The sequence below is a fragment of the Micromonospora sp. NPDC048999 genome (genome assembly GCF_040649295.1).
Lineage (GTDB): Bacteria > Actinomycetota > Actinomycetes > Mycobacteriales > Micromonosporaceae > Micromonospora.
Genome location: NZ_JBEZFI010000008.1, coordinates 38248 through 58413, shown reverse-complemented (window position 1 = coordinate 58413; position 20166 = coordinate 38248). Strand labels below are relative to the sequence as shown.

Sequence of the window (20166 nt, the reverse complement as noted above, 5' to 3'; positions counted from 1 at the left end):
TGCCGAGCCGGCTCAGTCGGACGCGGCGGCGGCCGGTGGGGTCGCCAGCTTGTGGTTCTGCCCCGGGATGCGGAAGTGATGGAAGGTGACGGTCGCGCTGACGTCCAGGGCCTCCACCCAGTGCCACCACCCGACCGGGATGAGCAGCATCTCACCGGGCTGCAGCACCGTCTCCAGCACCGTCGCCTCCGCGTACCGGGGGTGCCGGCGCAGGTCCGGGTCGGCGGCATCCACCGCGCTGAACGTTCCGCCGCGCGGATAGACCAGGTGCCGCTCGTACGAGGGCACGAGTCGTACGCGTTTCCGCCCGAGCACCTGGCAGAGCAGCACCGAGCTGTTGTCCATGTGCAGCGGGGTGACCGTACCCGCCGGGCCGAGCAGCAGGTGCCCGCCGCCCGACGGGTCGACGATCCCCGGCGGGGGCCGGACGTCCGCCGCCAGCGGCCGTAACGCCCCCGACCAGTTCTCGTTGCGCGGCACCATGTAGTAGTCGTTGGTCCGCCCCCCGGATCCGACCAGCGCCAGATAGTCGCGGAAGGCCATCTCGGTGCGATGCCGGTCGTACTGCCAGGCGTGGTCCGGGTTCGCGTCACGGCCGGTCATCACCTCGACCCGGGCGTCACCGCACCGGTCGGCCAACGTGTCCAACGTCCAGCCGAGCGCCGGCCAGTCCGACATCATCGCCTCCAGCACCACCGGCCGGTGGCCGAGGTAATACCGGGTGAAGAACTCCTCGGGGCCGATGCCGCTACGGCGTTCCAACACCTGCCCGCCGTCGGCGTTGCGCAGCGCCCGGTAGGTGTCCAGCACCGACTCCATCCAGTCGTAGCGCAGCGCGAGACGCCGGCACACCGTGAAGTAGGGGTGGTCGGCCAGCCCGGCCAACTCCGCGTCGACCGTGTCCGGGTCGCCGCAGCCGGCCACGGCGGCAGGCCGCACCTGGTCGATCGGCACGCCCATCGCCAGGTTCTCCACGATCCACTCCCGCCATGCGGGGGCGAGAGCGGGCGGGGCCGTGGTGGTCACGCCGCCTCCGATACGAGGTGGAGCCGCCGGCCCGTCGCACCGCCCTCGCCGCCGCTTGCGCGGGACGCGGCGACCGGCGGCGGGGGCGGCGTGAGCCGTGCCTCGCGGACGTACTCGTCGCAGTTCACGTAGGAGTTCTTGACGTGGGCCGGGAAGTGATCCGGTTCGACATTGGTCATGCCCGGTATTGCACGGCGGACCGCGACCCGCCTACCAGAGCCGGATGTCCCGCCGGCCCGGGACGCCGTGACTGGGCCGAACGGTCGGCCGCGGTTGTCCCGCCCGGACGGGACGGCCACCCCTGGCGGGCGGGACACCGCCGGCGGCAGTGTCCCGAGCCGCACCCGCCCATTGGCGGGTTTCGCTCTGGATCAGGAGGATCCCGGAAAATGCGTCTCATCTCCCGACGTCGACCACGTCGGACGCGGCTGCGCGCGTTGATCGCAGCCATGGTGGCCGCCGTGCTCGTCATCATCCCCAACGCGGCGCACGCCGCCGACCCGGTGGACTTCGAGACCCAGAAGTTCCACGACGGGGTGTTCTCGGCGTACATGCGGGCCCACAACACCGGGGCAGCCGGCCTCAAGAACCTGGTGCTCACCGCCGAACTGATGGACTGGCGGGACCGGCACCCGAACGCGTCCCGTGACGACCTGGCCCGGCACCTCGTCGTCACCCGCCAGGCGGTCGACGCCGCCGGTATCTCCGACACCACCTACCGCACCGTCTACTCGGTGGTCATCAAGACCATCGACGCGCTCTCCGGTGTGCAGGGCGTTTCCGTCGTCGGACCCATGGTCAAGGCGGTCCTCGACGCCACCATCGGCTCCTCCATCACCGCGTCCGCAGAGATCGAGGACGCGGTGACGACGGCGTACCAGAACTACCGGTGGATGGAGGCGCTCTACGCGGTGCAGGAGCGGGCCTGGGGCCAGCTCAGCCGGCGTGCTGTCCAGGACGGTGACCTGGCCGCCGCCTGGGACGGCGCGATCGGGGTGCACGCCAGCGTCAGCGCCACCGCCACCACCGAGCAGTTGCTCGCCGACCCGCTGATCGGCTCCTTCATCAACACCGAGGCGATCCTCGAACACCTCGGTAACGGGCAGGCGTTCCTCGATGCGCTGCGCACGGAGCTGCGCAACGCGCTGGGCCGGGTCGGTGAGCAGAACGAGCAGATCCTGGAGCAGCTCGCCGCGGCCAGCCTGAAGTACCCGGTGGGTCCCGGGCCGAAGCCCACCCCGCAGGACTACACGAAGGCGCTCGGGGACAGCGCGGATCGACAGGCGGTGATCGACGCCGCCGGTGCCGCCGTCGGCATCCTCGCCACCCTCGCCGGGTTCGCCGACCAGAAGGTCGGCCAGCAGGTCCTCGCTCTCGGCAAGGCCGCGGTCAGCATCGCCACGGCGATCAACCAGTACCTGCCGACCGTGGCTGGTCTCGGGCTCAGCGACGCGCTGGGCGCGCTGAGCACCGTGGTGCTCACCGGCAACATCCTCGGCGCGGTGATGACCCTGGCGCCGATGTTCCTGGGCTCCGGTCCGTCCGAGCACGAGCTGGTCATGCAGGAGATCGGCAAGCTGCGTGAGCAGGTGGCGAACCTGCGTACGGAGATGCACGACCGGTTCGACCGGATCGAGAACATGCTCTCGCTGATCTACGACGACCTGATGAGCATCCTGAACCGGATGAGCACCGACATCGCCGGCGTGGTCCGCGACATCGACGCGATCAAGCACCAGCTCAACGCGCTCGAGGGTCGGGTCGACCAGCTCAGCCTGTCGATGCAGGAGGCGTTGAAGAAGAGCGCGCTCAGCGACGCCGAGTACGTCATCAACACCTTTGTCGGCTACACGGCGCGCACCGGCCGTACTCTCACCACCGCACAGTACGACGAGGCCGAGGGGCGGCTGTTCACCACCGCGACCTCGACCAGCACCGGGGCGCCGTTCGTGTTGACCCCCGCCGAATGGTCGCAGGCCGGGGTGAACCCGCAGCGGGTGCTGGACGAGAAGGGCCCGTACGGCGCCATCGACTACCTCGCGTACCTGGCCCGCAACTGGGACCAGGGGTACCCGGCGACGACCAAGGTGCCGCACGCCGGAGTCTGGCTGATGGCGGCCCGCTCCTACAACGCCCTGGCGCTGGAGAACCCGACGCTGGCCGGGGACATGACCGGGACCAACTCGTTCGCCGCCCGGATCCAGCGTTCCGGACAGACCATTCTGGACGCCGCCAAGCGGTTCAGCCAGCCGACCGACGGGCACCGGAACCCGCTCTTCACCGGTCTCGTGGACGGCTACAAGAGCGCGGTCAACGCGCAGTCGGCCGAACTGCGCCGGCTGCGCGACTCGGTGACCGCCGGTGGGTACAACCCCTGGTACGGGCCGGATCAGGCGCCACCCCGACGGTTGACCAACGTCAACGAGTACTGGAGCCCGCGGCCGGACAGCAGCGGCCGGAACGTCGTCGCCTACAACAAGAACCAGACCCGCAGCAACGTCATGGGAAGCTGCGACGGCGGCAATCCGCTGCCGAGCACGCAGATCCCCGCGAACGTTCAGCTGGGAGAGCTGCCCAACGCCTTCCAGCTGCTGGCATACGGCACCAGGGACCGGTTCCAGCCGCACTTCCGGATCTGCTACGACGCCGTGTTCGTCAACGGAGACACCCGGTCGAACGGGCAGCGCGAGATCACCACGGCCGATCTGCAGTTGACCGTCCGGGAACAGATGAGCCTCAACCAGGGCGACTTCTGGATGGACGTCCGGTCGTACCGCAACACCAACCCGGCGGGGATCATCTGCTCGCAGGACGTGCGGAGCAACCCGCCCACCGGCTACTGCTATGACGAGAAGTACGTGATGCAGTACAACGACGGCGCGCACCGCGCCGCGTTCGAGACCCACGCCGGCTCCGCCGACAACCCGGAGCGGCTGGGGATCGCCCGCAGCCAGGCGAACCTGATGCTGTGGGGCAAGCAGAAGGAGTACTACCAGGTCGTCAACCGGGCCTTCGCCGACCCGACCTCCGCGCTGCGGACCCGCAGCGACAAGATCACCGAGATCGTACGGCTGTTGCAGGCGTACACCAAGCTCGGTTTCCCGGTGGCGCTGGAGGCCGACGCCTCACTCAACGGTTACCTGTTCGGCGATGAGATGCTGCCGAGCAACTACCGCATCGCGGGGGCACCCGTCGGGCACGAGTGGCCACGCACCAACATCAACCGGGCGTACCAGATCGCCGAGGCGGACTACGCGCCCTGTACGCAGGCTGCGGCCGGTGATCCCTGCCCGAGCGGCACCACGGAGATCGACCCCCGCAAGGACCAGCAGCACATCTACTCGCCGAGCTGCTCCGGCGCGGACAGCCCCGGCTCGCCGAACGAGTACCTCGGCAACTGCATCCACGCGGTGGCCATCGGCTGGGCCGACCAGCTCGGGGCGCTGTACGAGACCTACTCGCAGCGCCTGGCGGCGAACGTCTACACGGAGACGCTCCCGGAGATCGCCACCGTCATCGACCAGGTGCGGGTGACCGGCAAGGTCGCCGCGCAGAGCTGACCGACGGCGCGGACCGGGCCACAGTGGTCCGGTCCGCGTCCCGTCCTCGGCCGAACAGTCGTCGGCAGCGTAGCGGAAGGACTGAGACAGTGGGCACGATGCCGAAGCTTCCCGCCCCCCGCCGGATCGCCGCCCACACGGTGCTCGCCGTGACCGTGGCCGGCACCGTCGGCGCCATCGTCGCCTGGTGCGTCGCCCTGCCACCGTTCAGCGTCACCCAGCTCTACTCGCTGGTGGACCTGATGGACGGGGTGGTCTACGGCGCGGCGGCCTGGCTGATCCTCAACCGGCAACGCGGCGGCGGACGGCTCGCCGGATGGATCGTCGCGGCGGCGGCCGTGGGCAGCTCCGTCGCTGCCTTCGCGGCCCAATGGGGACTGCTGCACTCCGGTCCGGGCTGGCTGCTCTCGGCCCACTCGTGGGCGTGGGTCCCCGGGCTGTACGCGCTGGTCGTGGTGATGCCCTGGCTGCTGCCCGACCGTCCGCCGGTCTGGGTCGGACGCTTCGGCGTCGGGATCGGGACCGGGTACGTGCTGCTGATGACGGTGCTCATGGTAACCGCCCCGGCGCCACGCGGAGTGGTCGCGCTACCGGCGGGCGCCCAGGAACTGCGTACCGCGGTCGTGGCGCGGTCGGCGTCGGCGCTGTCGTACGCGCTGGTGGTCCTCGGCGCGCTCGCCGCGCTCGGCGCGGCCTGGCGTTGGCGGCGCGGTCCGGCCGAGCAGCGGCACGGCATGGGCTGGGCGACGGTCGGCAGTGGCCTGCTCACCCTCGCCTTCCTCGTCACCGTGCTGCCGCCCTACCTGCCCGCCTCGGCCCCGGCCCTGCTCATGCTCGCCTCGCAGGCGTTCTTCCCGGCCGCGGTGGCCGTGGTGGTGCTCCGCCAGCAGTTGTGGGGGCTCCAGCTGGCGGTCCGGCGCACGCTGGTGTGGTACCTGATGACCGCCGCGGTGATCGCCTCGTACTGTGCCGCGGTCGCGACGCTGGACGGCCTGTTGCCGTCGGCGTCGGCGGTGCCGCAGTTGATGGTCACCGCAGCCATCGCGGCGGGGTTCCAGCCGATCCGGCAGCTGGTGCAGCGCCAGGTCGACCGGCTGGTGTACGGCGAGCGCCCGGAGCCGCTGATCCGCCGGATGGCGGGCAGCCTGCACAGCGCCACCGAACTCGGTCCCGCTGTGGCGAGAGCGCTGCGCCTCGCGGAGGTGCGGATCAGCCAGGACGGCCCCGAACCGCCGGACGGGCCACCCGGCCCGCCGATGACGGTGCCGTTGACCAGCGCCGACCGCACGGTGGGCTACCTGCACGCCTGGCCGCCGCCGGGGGAACTGCTCGGTGCCCGCGAGGCGGAGACCCTCACCGGCCTCGCCCCGGTCGTCGCCACCGTCGTGGACCTGGCCCGCACGAACGACGAACTGACCAGGTCCCGCCGTCGGCTCGCCGAGGCCCGCGACGAGGAGCGGCGGGCCCTGCGCAGAGACCTGCACGACGGTCTCGGCCCGGCCCTCAGCGGCATCGGCCTCGGCCTGGCGGCCGCCCGCAACCTCGTCCCACGCGACCCCGAACGGGCCAGGCACCTGCTGGACCGCCTGATCACCGAACTGAACACCCGGGCCGAGGACGTCCGGGGCTTGGCACACGGACTGCTGCCACCGGTCCTCGCCGACGGGGGTCTCGAGCCGGCCATTGAACTGCTACGACAGCAGTACGCCCGCGCCGGTCTCGCCGTCACCGTTCGGACCCCCCAGCCCCTGGACCTGCTGCCGGGCGCCGTCGCCACCACGGCGTACGGGGTCACCGCCGAAGCGGTCCGCAACGTGCACCGGCACGCCGGCGTCGACCGGTGCACGGTGCTGCTGGAGCGGCAGCCACAGGAACTGCGGGTGACCGTGACCGACCACGGCAATGGCATCCGCGCCGGCCGCACCGGCGTCGGCCTGCCCGCGATGCGAGAACGGGCGGACGGGGTCGGCGGCACGCTGAGCATTGGCCCTGCCGAGCCGCGCGGCACCACGGTGTGCCTGAGCATTCCACTGGAGGAATCGTGACCGCCACCGTCCGGGTCGTCATCGTCGACGACCATCCCGTGTTCCGGCTCGGCATGAGCTCCCTGCTCTCCACCCTCGACGGCATCGAATGCGTCGGCGAGGCCGCCGAGGTGCCGGCGGCACTCGACCTGATCGCCACGGTCCGGCCCGACGTCGTCCTGATGGACCTGCACTTCGGGCAGGGGTCGGGGATCGACGCGACGCGGGTGCTCAGCCGGGACCATCCGGAGGCAGCGGTGCTCGTGGTCACCATGCTCGACGACGACGCCTCGCTGGTCGCGGCAATGCGCGCCGGCGCCCGCGGCTACCTGCTCAAGGGGGCGCACCCGGCCGACGTGGAGCGCAGCATCCGTGCGGTGGCCAGCGGGGACCTGGTGCTCGGTTCGGCGGTGGCGGCCCGTGCCGGGCTGCTGTTCCGCGCCGGCCCCGCCGGACCGACTCCGTTTCCGCAGCTGACCGTGCGGGAACGGGAAGTGCTCGAACTGCTCGCGCGCGGCCATCCGAACCCCGCCATCGCCCAGCAGCTCGGCCTGAGCCCGAAGACCGTCCGCAACAATGTCTCCGCCCTGTTGGTCAAGCTCCAGGTCAACAGCCGGGCCGAGGCGATCGCCGCGGCCCGGGACGAAGGTCTCGGCACCCCACCTTCCCGATGGACCAACAGCTCGTCGCGGGACCCTGACTGAGCCCAGCCGGATGACGGTGTCGGTCAGCCCGTCGTAGTCGCGGACGTCGAGGTCGGCGCGCCCGTGGTGGTTCATCACTCGGGGGCGCTCAGGGACCGGGTGCGCACTCTCGCGACGCCCGACAGCCAGCGTCGCTGCTCCGAGGATGACGCCCCACCGGCGTACGCTCATGGCCGAAAACCGGTCCTGGACCAAGTCTCTAAGTAGCCGAGATGAGTAAGTCGATCGTTGTGGGAGGCTTCGTAGGTGACAAGCCTTCAGGAGGCCCTGGATGCCGCCGCAGACGATCCCGCTTCCCCAGCGTGGGATTTCATCTGGCAAGAGTCGTGTCACCAGGGCACCTGCGATCCCGCAAGCGCCGTTCTGCTGCCCTGGTTGGCCCGGACCTGCGCCAACTTCAGTCCTCAAGACCGCGAGCGCGCCGTCGTACTTGCCGGGTTCATCGCCGTAGACGCCGACGACAAGAGCCGCGGCTTGTACGCCGATGACATCGCCACATTGCGTGCACTGACCCTTGAATGCCTGGCGTCCGGCGGGTCCAGCGACACGACGTTCGTATACCTGCAGCAAGCCGTACTCGGTTCCGACGGCGACGAAGTCTGGGGCAAGGAGCTCGATCGCATCAACGACGGGGAAGTCGACGTGCAGTGCCCGGCGTGCGATGAGGACCTGCTTATCGACCTGCAGTCTGACGATTCCTCGATCGAACCCGGGCTTTGCTCACAACTGGCCACGCGCCTGCACGCCGAGGCGTTGCGGCTGGGCCACGAGTCGGTGGCGACCGCACTCACCTACTTGTTTGGTCGGGTGAGCTGTCGCGAATGCGGTGCCACGTTCAACCTTGCGGACGAGGTGGCCAGTCCTGCCCGATGAGCGCAGGCATCCCCAGTTGCCGCCGATAGGGCGTCAGGGGCCGCACCTGCGAGACCGACAAGTCAGCCGACCGCTCGTGCCGATGTCCGCAAGTTCTCCTGGGCGACGGTCTGGAATGCTTCGCCGATGCCTTCCTACCCGCCTACCTTCGGCGACCAAGTCGTCGCACAGCCAGCCCGTGCACAGTTCGAGGCGTCCCTCGATGAGCACTGCGGCGCGCTCAATGGCTGCTTGGACGGGCTGACGGAGGGACAGGTGCACCGATCGTTGGTGGCCTCCCGGACCACGCTGCTGGGTCTTGTGAAGGATGCGACTTTCGTCGAGAAGGTCTGGTTTGACGAAGCCGTCACGTGCCGGTCGCGCGCTGAGATCGGCATCCCTGCGAGGCCAGACGAGTCGTTCATCCTCGATGACGACGACACGATCGCCACCGTGCAGCACGCACACCGCGAAGCCTGCGAAGCATCACGTCATGCGACGTCATCCCTGGGTCTGGACGACATCCTTCACGGGCACCGGCGGGGCCAGCTTCCGCTGCGGTGGATGTATCTCCACGTGCTGCGCGAGCTCGCCCAGCACTGTGGGCACGCAGACATTCTTCGAGAGCAGCTCATCAACGAGTAGGGCGCGGACGTCCGCTCATGGCCGTAGACCGAGCGGTCGACGCTACGGCTGGATCGCCGGGCGTGGCCGGCTCGTACGGCGTCTGGCCGCCACCGTGGATGGCGCTGGCGGTTGTCAGAGGCCCGTGGTCGTGGACGACGCTCGCAGCACCCGGCACGTGCACGAGGAGTCCGACATGCCGGCCCGACGTCGGGACCGTCCTGAGCGTCGAGGTCCTGCCCCGACGCCGAGCGGCCGGCGCGCCGGCCGCCCGGCGACTCGGTCTGGCCCACAGGCAGAGGCTGCGGCAACGGCGTAGCGATAGCGTCTCTGATCAGCTAAGCGATCCTGAGCCGGATTGAGTTTCCGGGATCGTTTTCCCACCTGGGTGGGGTGGCGTGGGCGTGGAAGTGGAATCCTGCGCCCAGCGCTGCTCCGTGTGGCTGGTGGCCGGTGGTGGGTGTGCTGGTCGTGGTCACGTTCTGGTGCCGGTCGGCTGCGCGGGGCAGCCGGGTCCGGTCCGTTGGTGCGTGTCCCTCCGGACGCTTGCCCGCCCGGCTGTGGGGCCGGGTGGGGGAGGGTGCCCTGCGTCGCCTGGGCGCAGGGCGTGGTGGCTTGCGCGCGGTGGGGCCGGTCTTCGACCGGTCCGTCCGGCTGGCTGTGGTGGGGGTGACGACGGCCGCGGCTTCGAGCTTGTCCACGACCGACCGGATCACCATGTGCCCGCTGGTCTTGTCGATGACAGTCTTGGCCTGGTGGGTGAGGCCGCGGGCGGCGATGCGCCGCCAGGCCCCGTGGTCGCGGTCGCCCTGCCACCGGCAGGAATGGTGGGGGCAGATGGCCCACTTCCAGCCCGCGACGGTCGGCTGGTCAGGGGCCTTACGGTGCCGTAGCGGGGTCAGGCACTGCGGGCAGTGTTTGGAGGTGTTGCGGGCGGGGACGGTGACCACGGCGATGCCCTGCTCGGCGGCGAGGTGTCGGATGCGGTCGGTGATCTTCCCGCGGACCTGTTGGGACAGGCGTGTGTTCATGGTGGCGCCCATGCCCTTGGCTTCCATCGACCGCAGATCTTCCAGGTAGATGACGGTTGCGGTGGCGGCGATGGCCTGGTCGACGGTCCAGCGGGCGGCGGCCCAGGCGAGGGCGTCGTTCAGGTTCGTGCGGCGGGCGGACACGTGTTGGATCTCGTCGCGCAGGACCGCGTGTTTGCCGGCGAGGGTGTGCTGCTGGTCGCCGTCGATGAGCCGCTGGTAGTGGTCGGCCTTGGTCTGCAGCCGCTCACTCTGGCGGCGCAGCCGGTGTTGTTTGGCCAGGACACCGGCGGCGCGGAACTGGCCACCGGCCCCTAACGCGGTGATCCGACCGTCCGTCTCCAGCCGGAGGGTTCCGGCGGTGAGGAGGGTGTTCAGCCCCCAGTCCACGCCCAGCGCCACCTCGTGCCCGGCGCGCTTGGCCTTCGGCACCGGATGCGTGTAGGCGAGATCGGCGCGCACCGTGCCGCCGGTGACGCGCAGGGTGGGTAGGTGCAGGACCGCTGAGGCGGGGACGGTGGGTGGCAGGCTGATCGGGCAGGCCACCCACGTCCAGTCCCGATACGAACGCGGATCCGCCCGGGTCGGCAACTGCAGGCGTAGCAGCGCCTTGCCCGGGTCGGTGTCGCTGCGTTCGATGGTGGCCTGCTGCCGGTCACACGCGGCCAACAGCAGCATCCGCGTAACCCTCGGCACGCATTCCAACTCGAACACATCCACCGGCAACCGACCGTTGGTGTTGAGGAACGTGGCGGCCTGCCGGGTACGACCCTTGATCACAGTCGACGGCAGACCCTGCCCGCCCGGGACCGCCGCACGAACCTGATCCCACTCCAGCGGAGTGCGTTTACGCGGGTCGGCGGGCCAGGTCGACAGGATCCCGGCGGTCAGGTCGGCACGCCACTTCACCGACCGCAGAACACGCCCCGCCTGCTCCTGCGCCATCCGCACGATCCGGTCATTGACCTTCACACCCTCCGGGACAGTGGTCGTCCAACCCAGCCGCCGCAACGCCATCCACGCATTCGACGGCAACCTCCGACCACCCGCATCCTGACCGGAGGCCAGCACATCAACATCAGCCGAATTCCAGTGCCCGGCCAGCAGACTGCCGACCATGCGCGCCACCAGATCAGCACACCAACCGACACGCTCCGTCAGGACCGCCCGGGACACGACATCCCCGGACGCCTCGTCCACGCCCGTTCGCAGCAGCGCGCGAGCACACGCGGTCCGCACCGCCTCGCCTGAAGCCAACGCCAACTTCCGGCTCACCCGCCACCGTCCCGGCACCACCCGGACTCGAACAACAGACAAGCCCGACTCTCCGCCGACCGCATCCCAAACAAAACGCCCGACAACGGAAATTCTATGACCACTGTGGATCAGTAATCAAATTGCTTAGCCTGCAGTCATGGGCAGCGCCGAACTGGATGAGTTGATCGTTGCGGACGCCGGGGCGCTGCGCGTGTGGTTGTCGGCCAACCACGCCGCGTCGCCTGGTGTCTGGCTCGCTCTGACCAGGAAGGGTGGCACCGTCACGACGCTGACGTGGCAGCAGGCGGTCGACGAGGCCCTGTGTTTCGGCTGGATCGACGGGCAGGCCCGTAAACGGGATCAGGAAACCTCCTGGATCCGGTTCACCCCTCGCAGGGCCCGCAGTTCCTGGTCACAACGCAACGTTGCCCACGTGGACCGGCTGGAAGCGCAGGGGCGGATGCTGCCCCCAGGCCGCGTCGCGGTAGAAGCCGCGAAGGCGGACGGGCGGTGGGCGGACGCCTACGCCCCGCCGTCGGAAGCCGAGGTGCCGGCCGACCTCCTCGCCGCCATCGCTGCCGACCCCGCCGCCCAGGCCATGTTCGACGTGCTCACCAAAACCAACCGGTTCGCTCTCATCTACCGCGTCAATGCCGCCAAGCGGGCGCAGACCCGCGAGCGGAAGATCGGCGAGTTCGTCGCCATGTTGGCCCGGCACGAGACGATTTACCCGCAGAAGGCCAAGCCTCCGAACTTGCCGTAATCGGCATTTCATGATCAAGTAGCCGCCGAGCGGGTTCGCGGGGCGTACTCGTACGCGCGGGGGTGTACCGTCACGCCGTACAGGCAGGTGCGGGCTCAGGCGATCAGCGGGCGGCTGACGACGCTGTCGGCGCGGCCGCTCAGTTCCCGGTGCAGGGTCTCCTGGGCGTCGCGCATCGCTTCGGCGTACCGCGGTTCGGCGAGCCGCCGCATTCCTACCTCGGGTGCGACATCTTCGACCACCGTGCTGATCCACCAGATGTTGCCGAACGGGTCACGTACCCGGCCGCCCCGCTGACCGAAGGCCTGGGTGGCCGGTGCGGTGATCACGCGGGCTCCGGCGGCGACCGCGCGTTCGATTGTCCCGTCGGCATCGGTAACGAAGACCCGCAGCAGCGACGGCATGGCCGGCCAGTCCGGTTGCTGGTCGAAGGCGAGCAGGACGGTGTCGCCGACCCGGATCTCGGCGTGGCCGATTGTCCCGTCCTCCAGCGGTACCCGGCCCAGCTCGAGTCCGTCGAACACGGCGGTGATGAAGTCCAGCAACTGGCCGGTGTCCGGCGTGACGATCCACGGCGCGACGGTCGTGTATCCGGCCGGTGGGGTGCTGCTCATGACAATCTCCCTCGTGTCGTAGCCGACGGCGTCCACGGTAGATCTCGTATAGGTCAGATTCCGTCCTAGCCGGGCGGCACACTGGCTGCCGTGTCCGATTCGCGTGCTCGACTGCTGTCCCTGCTGTCGCTGTTGCAGACTCCTCGGCTGTGGCCGGGAAGCGAGCTGGCGCAGCGGCTCGGGGTGTCCGGCCGGACGGTGCGGCGAGACATCGACCGGTTGCGCGAGCTGGGCTACCCGGTGCATGCCGAGCAGGGTGGGCTGGGCGGGTACCGGCTGACGGCCGGCGCGGCGATGCCGCCGCTGCTGCTGGAAGACGACGAGGCGGTCGCCGTGGCCATCGGGCTGCGCACAGCGGCGGCGCAGCCGGTGACCGGGCTGGACGAGGCGGCGGTACGGGCGATGGGCAAGCTGCTTCAGGTCCTGCCGGCCCGGCTGCGCCACCGGGTCGACACACTGGCCTCCTCCACCGTGGCCCACCCGTTCCCCCTGGCCGCGCAGCTGGTGGACCCCGACGCGCTGGTCGCCACCGCCGCAACGATCGCCGACCACGAGCGGCTGCGGTTCCGGTACCGCGACGAGGACCGGCACGTCGAGCCACGCGCCCTGGTGACGGCCGGGCGACGCTGGTACCTGCTCGCCTTCGACCTCGACCGCGACGACTGGCGCACCTTCCGACTGGACCGGGTCACGACGCCCGCCAAGACCGGTGCCCGAGCGGCCACGAGGGACGTACCCGGCGGAGACGTCGCCGCCTTCCTCGCCAGCCAGACCATGCAGATGGCTCCGGCGTACCCGGCCGACATCGTCATCCACGCACCGGCCGCCCACGTGGTGGACCGCCTCGGCGCGCCACCGCCGGGCACCCTAACCGACCAGCCGGACGGAACCTGCCGATGGCACGCACCGCCAGACACCCCCGAATGGCATACGCTCCGGCTGGCGTCGATCGGGCTGCCGTTCGAAATCAACGGTCCAGCCGAGCTGACCGCCCACCTCAGGTCAACAGCCGCGCTGTTCCGAGCCGCCACGGCAGGACCAAGCGGGTCCGGCACGCGGTCACCACGAGCTGCGCGTGGCAGTGTCCGTCCGGCACCGCCGCCCGGTTGATGTGCGTCTCGAAGCGAGCGCTCTCCGAACTCCTCGCCCGCCATGGCGCCGCGTGTGCGGATCTGCTGCCGAGGGCGCTCGGCAAGATGGTTCGCCGGCGAACCCCGGATCGTCGTTGTCTGACCGCGGACATGAGCACAACCGGATCAGGGCCGGGAGTGAACCAGCCCACGGCCCGCAGTGCCTGCTCGATCTCCACGCCAAGGCGCTCCGCCGTCGAGGTTTCTCAGGTGGTGGCCTTGGCCCACCGGCGGTCGGGCGCGGTTCGCTGCACGGTCCCTTCGGCAGACCTCATCCGAGCTGTTCGGCCAGTCCGACGATGATGCCCTCCGGGCCGCGGACGTAGCACAGCCGGTAGCTGTCCTCGTACTGCGCCAGCTCGCCGACGAGTTCGGCGCCGTGGGTACGCAGGCGGGCGATGACGTCCTCGATGTCGTCGACGGCGAACATGATGCGACGGACGTCGACCAGTGGCTTGGTGCTAGCCGGGCTGCTATCGCTTCGCGCTGTCGCTGGTGAGGGAGCCACCCGCCGTACAACGCTCGACGGCGGCGTGGGTGAAGGCGACCCGTCGTTGGACCATCAGCGCAGCCGACATGACGATCGCCGCCGCAACCGCCACGATGATCGCCGCTGTGGCCAGTGTCGTCCAGTCCGCATTCGGTCCGCCGCCGTACAAGCTGACGGCGAATTCTTCGGCCAGCGGATGCAGCCACAGCATGCCGATCGGGCAGAACAGCACCAGCAGTGCCCAAGCACCACGAAGGTCGTTGCGCGCCGCCAGCCCTACCCCGACGAGCAACGTCACCAAGAAAAGTGCCATCCCGGCGCCGGGCAGGACCTGCCCGGCGGGCCAGCCGTAGTACCCACGGAGCACGTCGCCACCGTTACGGGAAAAAGTCGCCGCTACGGGTAGAGCCGCGGCGGCGCCGGCGACGGGCAGCAGTCGTAGCCACACGGGCGGCTGGCCGGGAACGCCGAGCGCCACGAATCCGAGGCAGACCTGGGCGAGTAGTACGAACAGCGGAGGCCGGGACCGGTCGACGACGGCGGCAAGCGGTACGACGGCGACGGTGAGGACAAGGGCGAGACCGATCGCCAGGCGGGTCCACCGGCCGGGTGCCACCACGTGCACCACCGCGGCGAGCAGCCATGCCGCCCACACGCCGACACCGAGCGAGACGGACGTGCCGTGCTGCTCGAAGCCGAACCACGCCGTCGTCCACGGATTGAGCTCCAGCATGGCCCAGCCGCCGGCGAGAGCCGTGGCGGTCAACAACGCCAGCGTCGCGGCCAGCCGCACTCCGGGGCCGATTCCGGTGGCGCCGATCGCGCGTAGGCGCTGGCGTAGCCCGCCGCCGGCTACGTCGGTCACGTCGGCGACCGAAGGCCACCGCCGGTCCGGCGAGGACAGAGCGAGGTACGTACCCACGATCTCGGTGCCGCGCGCGTTGCGGTAGCCGGCCGGATAGAAGATCCGGACCAATCGCAGATAGCGGCGTTCCAGGTCGCTCATGCGATCCCTCCGCTGAGTCGGGGCGTGCCTCGACGGGTACGTGTGTTCAACCGCGCGGTTGCGGCCTCGACGTTGCGGCGCATCCGCTCGGTCTCGTTGGCGAGCAGGTCACCGCCGTGCTCGGTGAGCCGGTAGTAGCGGCGCAACCGGCTGTCCACCACTTCCTCCCGCTCGACGGTGACCAGACCCGCGTCGAGCAGCCGGTCGAGGGCGCCGTAGAGCGTGCCGGGGCGCAGCGACACGCGGCCGTCGGAAAGCCGGGCTACCTCGGTGATCAGTCCGTAGCCATGAAGCGGCTCCGCGGCCAACGCCGTGAGGATCAGGAACGTGGGTTCGCGTACCGGTGTCTCCACGCCATCAATGTATCGGGTGCAAAGGTATAACGGCAGAGCGTGAGGATGGCTGTTGCTGACAGCGCGACGGCGCTCCCGTCCGGTTAGCGGTGCCGCTACGGGCCCCTGTCCTACACATCAAGCGGCGGCGGCTCGACGCTCATCCGGGATTCCGGGCAGGTTCACCAGCTGTGGTCAGTGGCGTGCCGAGGCGGCCTCGGCTAGCCGTAGCGGCCGGTAGCCGTCGGTGTCGAGCTGGGCGAGCTCGCCGTCGATGTCGACCGAGTGCGTGCCGTAGAAGACCGGTCGTGCCGGCATATCGGGTTGCTGCCTGATGCGGCGATCGCGCTGGGCAGGCGGTGTTGCGAGCGGTTCGATGCCGTCAGCTGTCCGGGCACGTGCTTGCCATGTCGGTTAGCTGGTGTTCTACTTGACCGAAACAATCCGCGATGCATAGAGCGGACAAGGAGGCTGCTAGGTGATCAACTTTCATGTCGACCGGTCCAGCAGCGTCCCCGCATACGCCCAACTGGTGCGGCAGGTGCGTGAAGGGCTGCGGATCGGGACGCTGCAGCCCGGGGACCAACTCCCCACCGTGCGCAGCGTGGTGACCTCGTGCACGGTCAACCCGACCACGGTGCTGAAGGCATACAGGGAGCTGGAGCTTTCCGGCCTGGTGGAGGCGCGGCAGGGGGCGGGCACCTTCGTCAGTGGAACGCTCGGCCACGCGGATCCCCATGTCATGGCCCGCTTGCGCAGCAGCCTGGCCCGGTGGCTCGGCCAGGCCCGCGAGGCCGGTCTGGAGGACGAGGACGTCCAGGCGCTGCTCGCCTCGGTGATCGTGGAGAACTCGGTGCGCAGGGCCCAGGCTGGCGGCGACCGGACGCAGGCAGAACCGACACCGGGTGCTGGGTTCCGGATGAAGGAAGGCGCCGCATGAGTGAGGAGTCCATCGCCGTGGAAGCCCGTGACGTGGGCAGGCGCTACGGCAGCGTTTGGGCGCTACGGGAGTGCAGCTTCCAACTGCCCGCCAGCCGCATCATCGCGCTGGTCGGCGCGAACGGCGCGGGCAAGTCGACGCTGATGAGCATCATCGCCGGTACGTTGGCGGCCACCAGCGGCTCGCTGCTGGTCCACGGCCGACCGGTGGTGAGGGGCAGGTCCACCAACGGGGGTGGTTCTGCCGGGAGTCGGGTCGCGATCCTGGCCCAGGACAAGCCGCTGTACCGGGACTTCAGTGTGTCGGACATGCTCCGCTTCGGAAGGTCGATGAACCGCGTGTGGGACCAGCGGCGGGCGCTGTCGTGGCTTCAGCGCTTCGACATCCCCCTGGACCGCCGCTGCGGCAAGCTGTCCGGCGGGCAGCGGGCGCAGGTCGCGCTGGCGGTCGCTCTGGGCTCCCGCCCGGCGGTGCTGTTGTTGGACGAGCCCCTCGCGAACCTGGACCCGGTGGCCCGCACTGAGGTGACCGGCGAACTCATGGCGGAGGCCGCCGACAGCGACATGACCGTGATGCTGTCGACCCACATCATCGCCGAGCTCAGTGGGGTCGGTGACCATCTGCTGCTGCTCGACGCGGGCCGGCCCGTGCTCACCGGCGATGTCGAGGAGTTGCTCGACAGCCACGTGCGGCTGGCCGGGCCCCGCGCGGACCAGCCACCTGGCCCGGGCGCGATCGTCCAGGCGCAGCACACCGACCGCCAGTCCACGTTCGTACTCCGGCAGCCGGCGTCACCGACGGCGCACGCCGTCGTCGCTCCCGGCTGGACCGCCCAGCCCATCACCCTGGACGAGCTGATCCTGACTTACCTCAAGGCATCGTCCAAGGCACACCGTGATCTGGAGACAGCGGCATGAGCCCGGTCACGCAAGCGCCCGCCTCGATGAAGCGCCAGGACGATCTCGGGTCCGCCGGGGGCGTCCGCGGCCTACTGTGGCTGACCTGGCGTCAGCACCGCGGGGCCCTGCTCAGCATGCTCGTCCTGGCCGCGGTCCTGGTGGGCTGGATGACCTACCTGTCCATGGAACTGACAGACCTGTGGCACCAGTGCCACGAAACGTACTGCCCGGAGAACTCCCCGCAAGGCCTGCGGCTCGCCGGGTCCTCGCGCCTGGTCCTGACCTTGGGTGCCCTGTCCCGGCTGGTGCAGTACATGCCGCTGCTGATCGGCGTGTTCATCGGCGTCCCGCTGCTGACCAGGGAGCACGAGCAGCGAACCCTGCTGCTGGCCTGGAGCCAGGACGTGTCCCCTCAGCGCTGGCTGTGGACCAAACTGGGCATGCTCGGCCTGTTCGTGACGGCGGTGACCGCGGCCGTCGCCGGGGTCAGCGACCACCTGGCACACCTGGAAACCCAGGTCGCTCCGGGAACCCTGTTCGACTACCTGCCGTTCGTGAACACCGGGATGCTGCCGGTCGCGGTCAGCATCTGCTGGTTCGCGGTCGGCGTCGCACTCGGCGCCGCGCTCAAACGCACGCTCCCCGCCGTGTTCGGCGTGATCGCGGGGTTCATCGGCCTGACCTACCTCGTCCAGTGGCGCTACCCCACCCTGATGAAGCCGTTGTCCGCGCACCTACAGGTGGGCGGCCCGGACGGCGGTCTGTTGCGCGACAACGCCTTGGTCGTCCAGGGCGGCATGATCGACTACGGTGGCGACGGGCCGTCCGGCGCGTTCGACGCCTCCGGGCGCCAGCTCAGCGGCGTCGAGCTGCAACGCCTCTGCCCGCCCGACAACGATGGCGGCAAGATCCTTTCCTGCGAGTTCGACAACCATCTTCTGCACCACCTGCAGTACCAGCCGGGCAGCCGGATCCCCGACTTCCACCTGATCATCGCGACCGGCTACCTGGGCCTGACCGCGGTGGCCCTCGCCACCCTCTGGTGGATCGTCCGCCGCACCAACCTCAGCGCGGGCTGACCCCAGCCGCCCAGGTGTCGCACCCCTCGGCAATGATCGCACCCTGCCGCAGGACGATATCAATGCGGAAACCCGAACCAAGATGGTCGCCGGTACGCCGACCGACCATCTTGACGATGAAGCGCCGTCCGCATGCCGCACTTGAGCAGTACAGGGTCTGAAGCAGCCTGGTGTCGCTTCGGAGGGAGCTCTCTCCACGTGTCCACCTGGACGCCGGGCTTCATTCCTGCGCGTCGAGGTCACGCAGTGCGAAGCGGAGGTGCTCCCACTCTTCGTCGAAGATCACGTGGAGGCAGTGCAGGACCGGCTCCTCGTGTTCGGGTGACCACGCGGTCGGGCGAGGCTCGGCGAGCAGCTCCGGCGTGACGTTCGCAAGGAAGTCTCGCACCATGGCCTGCCGCTCGGCACGCAGATCGATCACCTCGGCGAGAGTCGGCTGCCCCGCGGCAAAGACCGATATATCAAATCCATCCGTCTCGTACTCGGCGTGCGGCTGGCCGAGTGGATGGAAGGGCTGCGGCAGGCGCAGGACCGCCTTGCCGAGCCATGCGTCGGTGGCGAACGCGAGGTGGCGCAGGGCCTGCGCGAACGACCACTCGCCATCGACCGAGACGTCAGCGGCGCCCTCGGGCATGGACTCCACCCGATCCACCGCGGCCGCCCAGGCCCGTTCGAGCGCCGCCCACGCCGTGCGTAGGCCATCGGGATCCCTGGCATGCTTCAGTTCGCGCCCGGGAAACCGCCGGTTGAGTTCAGCCTCAACGAGTGGCACGACGTCGACACCGTTGATCAGCAGTGCGCCGTCCGTCAGCCACCGTGCATCGATATCGAGCCCGCGCACATCGACGCCCCGCATCACCGCACCGGCCAACGTCGACCTGTTGAACCGCGCCCCGCAGGTCCCTGTCGACGAACATTGAGGCGTCATCCTGGGCCACGGCGCTCTCCCTCCCGTTGGCGATCGCGGCGATGTCAGCGGGCTGGTCCGACAACGAGTGCCGACGCGGCCAGCCCGAAGGCGACGAGCATCGACCGGCGCACGGTGACTGGCCGAGACCGATGCGCCGATGGCGACGGCATAGCTGGTCACCACCTTGGCAACGGGTTCCGTCCGAGGACCAGAGATCGGGGGCATCCTCGCCAGATCAAGCATCCGGATCTGCCGTCGAGCCGGTGCTGCGGCTCACGTCGATCGTCACGGTCCGTACGCCGCTCCGCAGGCCATTGATCACAAATCTGGCGGGCGCGCCACATGGCGACCATCTTGGCCCGGCTTACGCCACCAGCTCCTCGCTCAGGGTCCATAGACGCGCGGCGGCCTCGGGGTCGCGGGCCAGGGCGCTCGGCTCGATCTGCTTGCCGCGGAAGAAGTAGCCTCCGGTGACCTCGGCCGCCTCCGGGGCGCTGGCCAGGTAGACCGGGGTGGCCGCGCCGGTCTGGACGGCACCCATGAAGGGCTTGGCGGCCGCGACGAGCAGCTTGGCGACGCCGCGGACCTCGCGGCCCAACTGGGTACGGATGAGGCCCGGGTGCAGGCAGTTGGCGACCACGCCGGTGCCGGTCAGGCGCTGGGCCAGCTCGACTGTGAACAGGATGTTCGCCAGTTTCGACAGCGGGTAGCTCGGCTCGCCGCGGGCCAGTTCGTCCCACGGGATCTGCTTGACTGATCCGTGCACATTGGACGACACCGTGATCACGCGGGCCGGCGCGCTGCCCACCAGCCGTTCCCGCAGCAGGCTATGCAAATTGATTGCTGATCCACAGTGATCATAGAATTTTCGTTGTTGGGCGTTTGTTTGGGATGCGGTCGGCGGAGAACCGGGCTTGTCTGCTAT

The 20166-nt window shown here is 69.7% G+C and carries 20 protein-coding genes; 10 read left to right on the top strand and 10 right to left on the bottom strand.

Annotated features, from left to right (window positions below):
- Nucleotides 1-12 precede the first annotated feature (12 nt).
- Both AB0C02_RS12800 and AB0C02_RS12795 read right to left on the bottom strand, forming a co-directional pair.
- Nucleotides 13-1026: a cupin-like domain-containing protein gene (locus tag AB0C02_RS12800; protein WP_357547127.1), complete on the bottom strand. Its 1014-nt coding sequence runs from the start codon at nucleotides 1024-1026 to the stop codon at nucleotides 13-15.
- Nucleotides 1023-1205: a hypothetical protein gene (locus AB0C02_RS12795; RefSeq protein ID WP_357547115.1), complete on the bottom strand. Its 183-nt coding sequence runs from the start codon at nucleotides 1203-1205 to the stop codon at nucleotides 1023-1025. Before AB0C02_RS12795 ends, AB0C02_RS12800 begins: the two co-directional genes overlap by 4 nt.
- Nucleotides 1206-1415: 210 nt before the next feature.
- On the opposite strand from AB0C02_RS12795, the gene AB0C02_RS12790 reads away from it, so the two are divergent.
- From AB0C02_RS12790 to AB0C02_RS12770, 5 genes are all read left to right on the top strand, one after another.
- A complete protein-coding gene (locus AB0C02_RS12790; protein WP_357547113.1) occupies nucleotides 1416-4586 on the top strand; it encodes a hypothetical protein in 3171 nt (1056 codons plus the stop codon).
- A 98-nt stretch (nucleotides 4587-4684) separates the two neighbouring features.
- On the top strand, nucleotides 4685-6631 hold the full coding sequence (locus AB0C02_RS12785) for a sensor histidine kinase (RefSeq protein WP_357547100.1): 1947 nt from the start codon (nucleotides 4685-4687) through the stop codon (nucleotides 6629-6631).
- Nucleotides 6628-7314, top strand: a complete 687-nt coding sequence (locus tag AB0C02_RS12780; protein ID WP_357547085.1) for a response regulator transcription factor — start codon at nucleotides 6628-6630, stop codon at nucleotides 7312-7314. The genes AB0C02_RS12785 and AB0C02_RS12780 overlap by 4 nt, the downstream gene beginning before the upstream one ends.
- A 246-nt stretch (nucleotides 7315-7560) precedes the next feature.
- Nucleotides 7561-8187, top strand: coding sequence for a hypothetical protein (locus AB0C02_RS12775; protein WP_357547078.1), 627 nt, complete (start codon nucleotides 7561-7563; stop codon nucleotides 8185-8187).
- A 126-nt stretch (nucleotides 8188-8313) separates the two neighbouring features.
- Nucleotides 8314-8811, top strand: a complete 498-nt coding sequence (locus tag AB0C02_RS12770) for a DinB family protein (protein ID WP_357547074.1) — start codon at nucleotides 8314-8316, stop codon at nucleotides 8809-8811.
- A 317-nt stretch (nucleotides 8812-9128) separates the two neighbouring features.
- Here AB0C02_RS12770 and AB0C02_RS12765 read toward each other — a convergent pair whose 3' ends face one another.
- Nucleotides 9129-11096 carry a zinc ribbon domain-containing protein gene (locus AB0C02_RS12765; RefSeq protein WP_357547072.1) on the bottom strand — a complete coding sequence of 656 codons (1968 nt, stop codon included), beginning with the start codon at nucleotides 11094-11096 and terminating at the stop codon, nucleotides 9129-9131.
- 139 nt (nucleotides 11097-11235) lie between these two features.
- Here AB0C02_RS12765 and AB0C02_RS12760 point away from each other — a divergent pair, with 139 nt between their 5' ends.
- Entirely contained in the window at nucleotides 11236-11841 is a 606-nt protein-coding gene (locus AB0C02_RS12760; protein ID WP_357547066.1) for a YdeI/OmpD-associated family protein, read from the top strand.
- Between the two features lie 95 nt (nucleotides 11842-11936).
- On the opposite strand, the gene AB0C02_RS12755 is transcribed toward AB0C02_RS12760, so the two are convergent.
- A complete protein-coding gene (locus AB0C02_RS12755; protein WP_357547060.1) occupies nucleotides 11937-12455 on the bottom strand; it encodes a VOC family protein in 519 nt (172 codons plus the stop codon).
- Between the two features lie 90 nt (nucleotides 12456-12545).
- Here AB0C02_RS12755 and AB0C02_RS12750 point away from each other — a divergent pair, with 90 nt between their 5' ends.
- Complete coding sequence (locus tag AB0C02_RS12750; protein ID WP_357547056.1) at nucleotides 12546-13565, top strand: YafY family protein; 1020 nt, start codon at nucleotides 12546-12548, stop codon at nucleotides 13563-13565.
- Between the two features lie 291 nt (nucleotides 13566-13856).
- Here the strand turns inward: AB0C02_RS12750 and AB0C02_RS12745 are convergent, their stop codons facing one another.
- The 4 genes from AB0C02_RS12745 to AB0C02_RS12730 all read right to left on the bottom strand — a co-directional run bounded on the left by AB0C02_RS12745 (nucleotide 13857) and on the right by AB0C02_RS12730 (nucleotide 15731).
- Complete coding sequence (locus AB0C02_RS12745; protein ID WP_357547050.1) at nucleotides 13857-14093, bottom strand: VOC family protein; 237 nt, start codon at nucleotides 14091-14093, stop codon at nucleotides 13857-13859.
- Entirely contained in the window at nucleotides 14059-15081 is a 1023-nt protein-coding gene (locus AB0C02_RS12740) for a hypothetical protein (protein WP_357547045.1), read from the bottom strand. Before AB0C02_RS12740 ends, AB0C02_RS12745 begins: the two co-directional genes overlap by 35 nt.
- Nucleotides 15078-15434: a helix-turn-helix transcriptional regulator gene (locus AB0C02_RS12735; protein ID WP_357547038.1), complete on the bottom strand. Its 357-nt coding sequence runs from the start codon at nucleotides 15432-15434 to the stop codon at nucleotides 15078-15080. Before AB0C02_RS12735 ends, AB0C02_RS12740 begins: the two co-directional genes overlap by 4 nt.
- Before the next feature lie 174 nt (nucleotides 15435-15608).
- Nucleotides 15609-15731 (bottom strand): hypothetical protein, encoded by a 123-nt coding sequence (locus AB0C02_RS12730; protein WP_357547032.1) that lies wholly within the window; start codon nucleotides 15729-15731, stop codon nucleotides 15609-15611.
- A gap of 160 nt (nucleotides 15732-15891) precedes the next feature.
- Between AB0C02_RS12730 and AB0C02_RS12725 the strand changes: the two genes are divergently transcribed.
- Genes AB0C02_RS12725 through AB0C02_RS12715 form a run of 3 tightly spaced genes read left to right on the top strand, consistent with a single transcriptional unit; the run spans nucleotide 15892 to nucleotide 18331 of the window.
- Nucleotides 15892-16353 (top strand): GntR family transcriptional regulator, encoded by a 462-nt coding sequence (locus tag AB0C02_RS12725; protein ID WP_357547020.1) that lies wholly within the window; start codon nucleotides 15892-15894, stop codon nucleotides 16351-16353.
- The gene (locus AB0C02_RS12720) at nucleotides 16350-17270 is read left to right on the top strand and encodes an ABC transporter ATP-binding protein (protein WP_357547000.1); all 921 of its coding nucleotides are present in this window, start codon (nucleotides 16350-16352) and stop codon (nucleotides 17268-17270) included. The genes AB0C02_RS12725 and AB0C02_RS12720 overlap by 4 nt, the downstream gene beginning before the upstream one ends.
- Nucleotides 17267-18331, top strand: coding sequence for an ABC transporter permease (locus AB0C02_RS12715; RefSeq protein ID WP_357546993.1), 1065 nt, complete (start codon nucleotides 17267-17269; stop codon nucleotides 18329-18331). Before AB0C02_RS12720 ends, AB0C02_RS12715 begins: the two co-directional genes overlap by 4 nt.
- A gap of 220 nt (nucleotides 18332-18551) precedes the next feature.
- Here AB0C02_RS12715 and AB0C02_RS12710 read toward each other — a convergent pair whose 3' ends face one another.
- Both AB0C02_RS12710 and AB0C02_RS12705 read right to left on the bottom strand, forming a co-directional pair.
- Nucleotides 18552-19202, bottom strand: coding sequence for a DinB family protein (locus tag AB0C02_RS12710; RefSeq protein WP_357546988.1), 651 nt, complete (start codon nucleotides 19200-19202; stop codon nucleotides 18552-18554).
- A 403-nt stretch (nucleotides 19203-19605) separates the two neighbouring features.
- Complete coding sequence (locus tag AB0C02_RS12705; RefSeq protein ID WP_357546977.1) at nucleotides 19606-20076, bottom strand: hypothetical protein; 471 nt, start codon at nucleotides 20074-20076, stop codon at nucleotides 19606-19608.
- Nucleotides 20077-20166: the final 90 nt, after the last annotated feature.

Excerpts from the sequence above, each read along its gene's own strand:
- AB0C02_RS12795 (WP_357547115.1), bottom strand. The coding sequence starts at position 1,205 with ATGACCAATGTCGAACCGGATCACTTCCCGGCCCACGTCAAGAACTCC.
- AB0C02_RS12790 (WP_357547113.1), top strand. The coding sequence starts at position 1,416 with ATGCGTCTCATCTCCCGACGTCGACCACGTCGGACGCGGCTGCGCGCG.
- AB0C02_RS12785 (WP_357547100.1), top strand. The coding sequence starts at position 4,685 with ATGCCGAAGCTTCCCGCCCCCCGCCGGATCGCCGCCCACACGGTGCTC.
- AB0C02_RS12770 (WP_357547074.1), top strand. The coding sequence starts at position 8,314 with ATGCCTTCCTACCCGCCTACCTTCGGCGACCAAGTCGTCGCACAGCCA.
- AB0C02_RS12760 (WP_357547066.1), top strand. The coding sequence starts at position 11,236 with ATGGGCAGCGCCGAACTGGATGAGTTGATCGTTGCGGACGCCGGGGCG.
- AB0C02_RS12755 (WP_357547060.1), bottom strand. The coding sequence starts at position 12,455 with ATGAGCAGCACCCCACCGGCCGGATACACGACCGTCGCGCCGTGGATC.
- AB0C02_RS12740 (WP_357547045.1), bottom strand. The coding sequence starts at position 15,081 with ATGAGCGACCTGGAACGCCGCTATCTGCGATTGGTCCGGATCTTCTAT.
- AB0C02_RS12730 (WP_357547032.1), bottom strand. The coding sequence starts at position 15,731 with ATGCCGGCACGACCGGTCTTCTACGGCACGCACTCGGTCGACATCGAC.
- AB0C02_RS12720 (WP_357547000.1), top strand. The coding sequence starts at position 16,350 with ATGAGTGAGGAGTCCATCGCCGTGGAAGCCCGTGACGTGGGCAGGCGC.
- AB0C02_RS12715 (WP_357546993.1), top strand. The coding sequence starts at position 17,267 with ATGAGCCCGGTCACGCAAGCGCCCGCCTCGATGAAGCGCCAGGACGAT.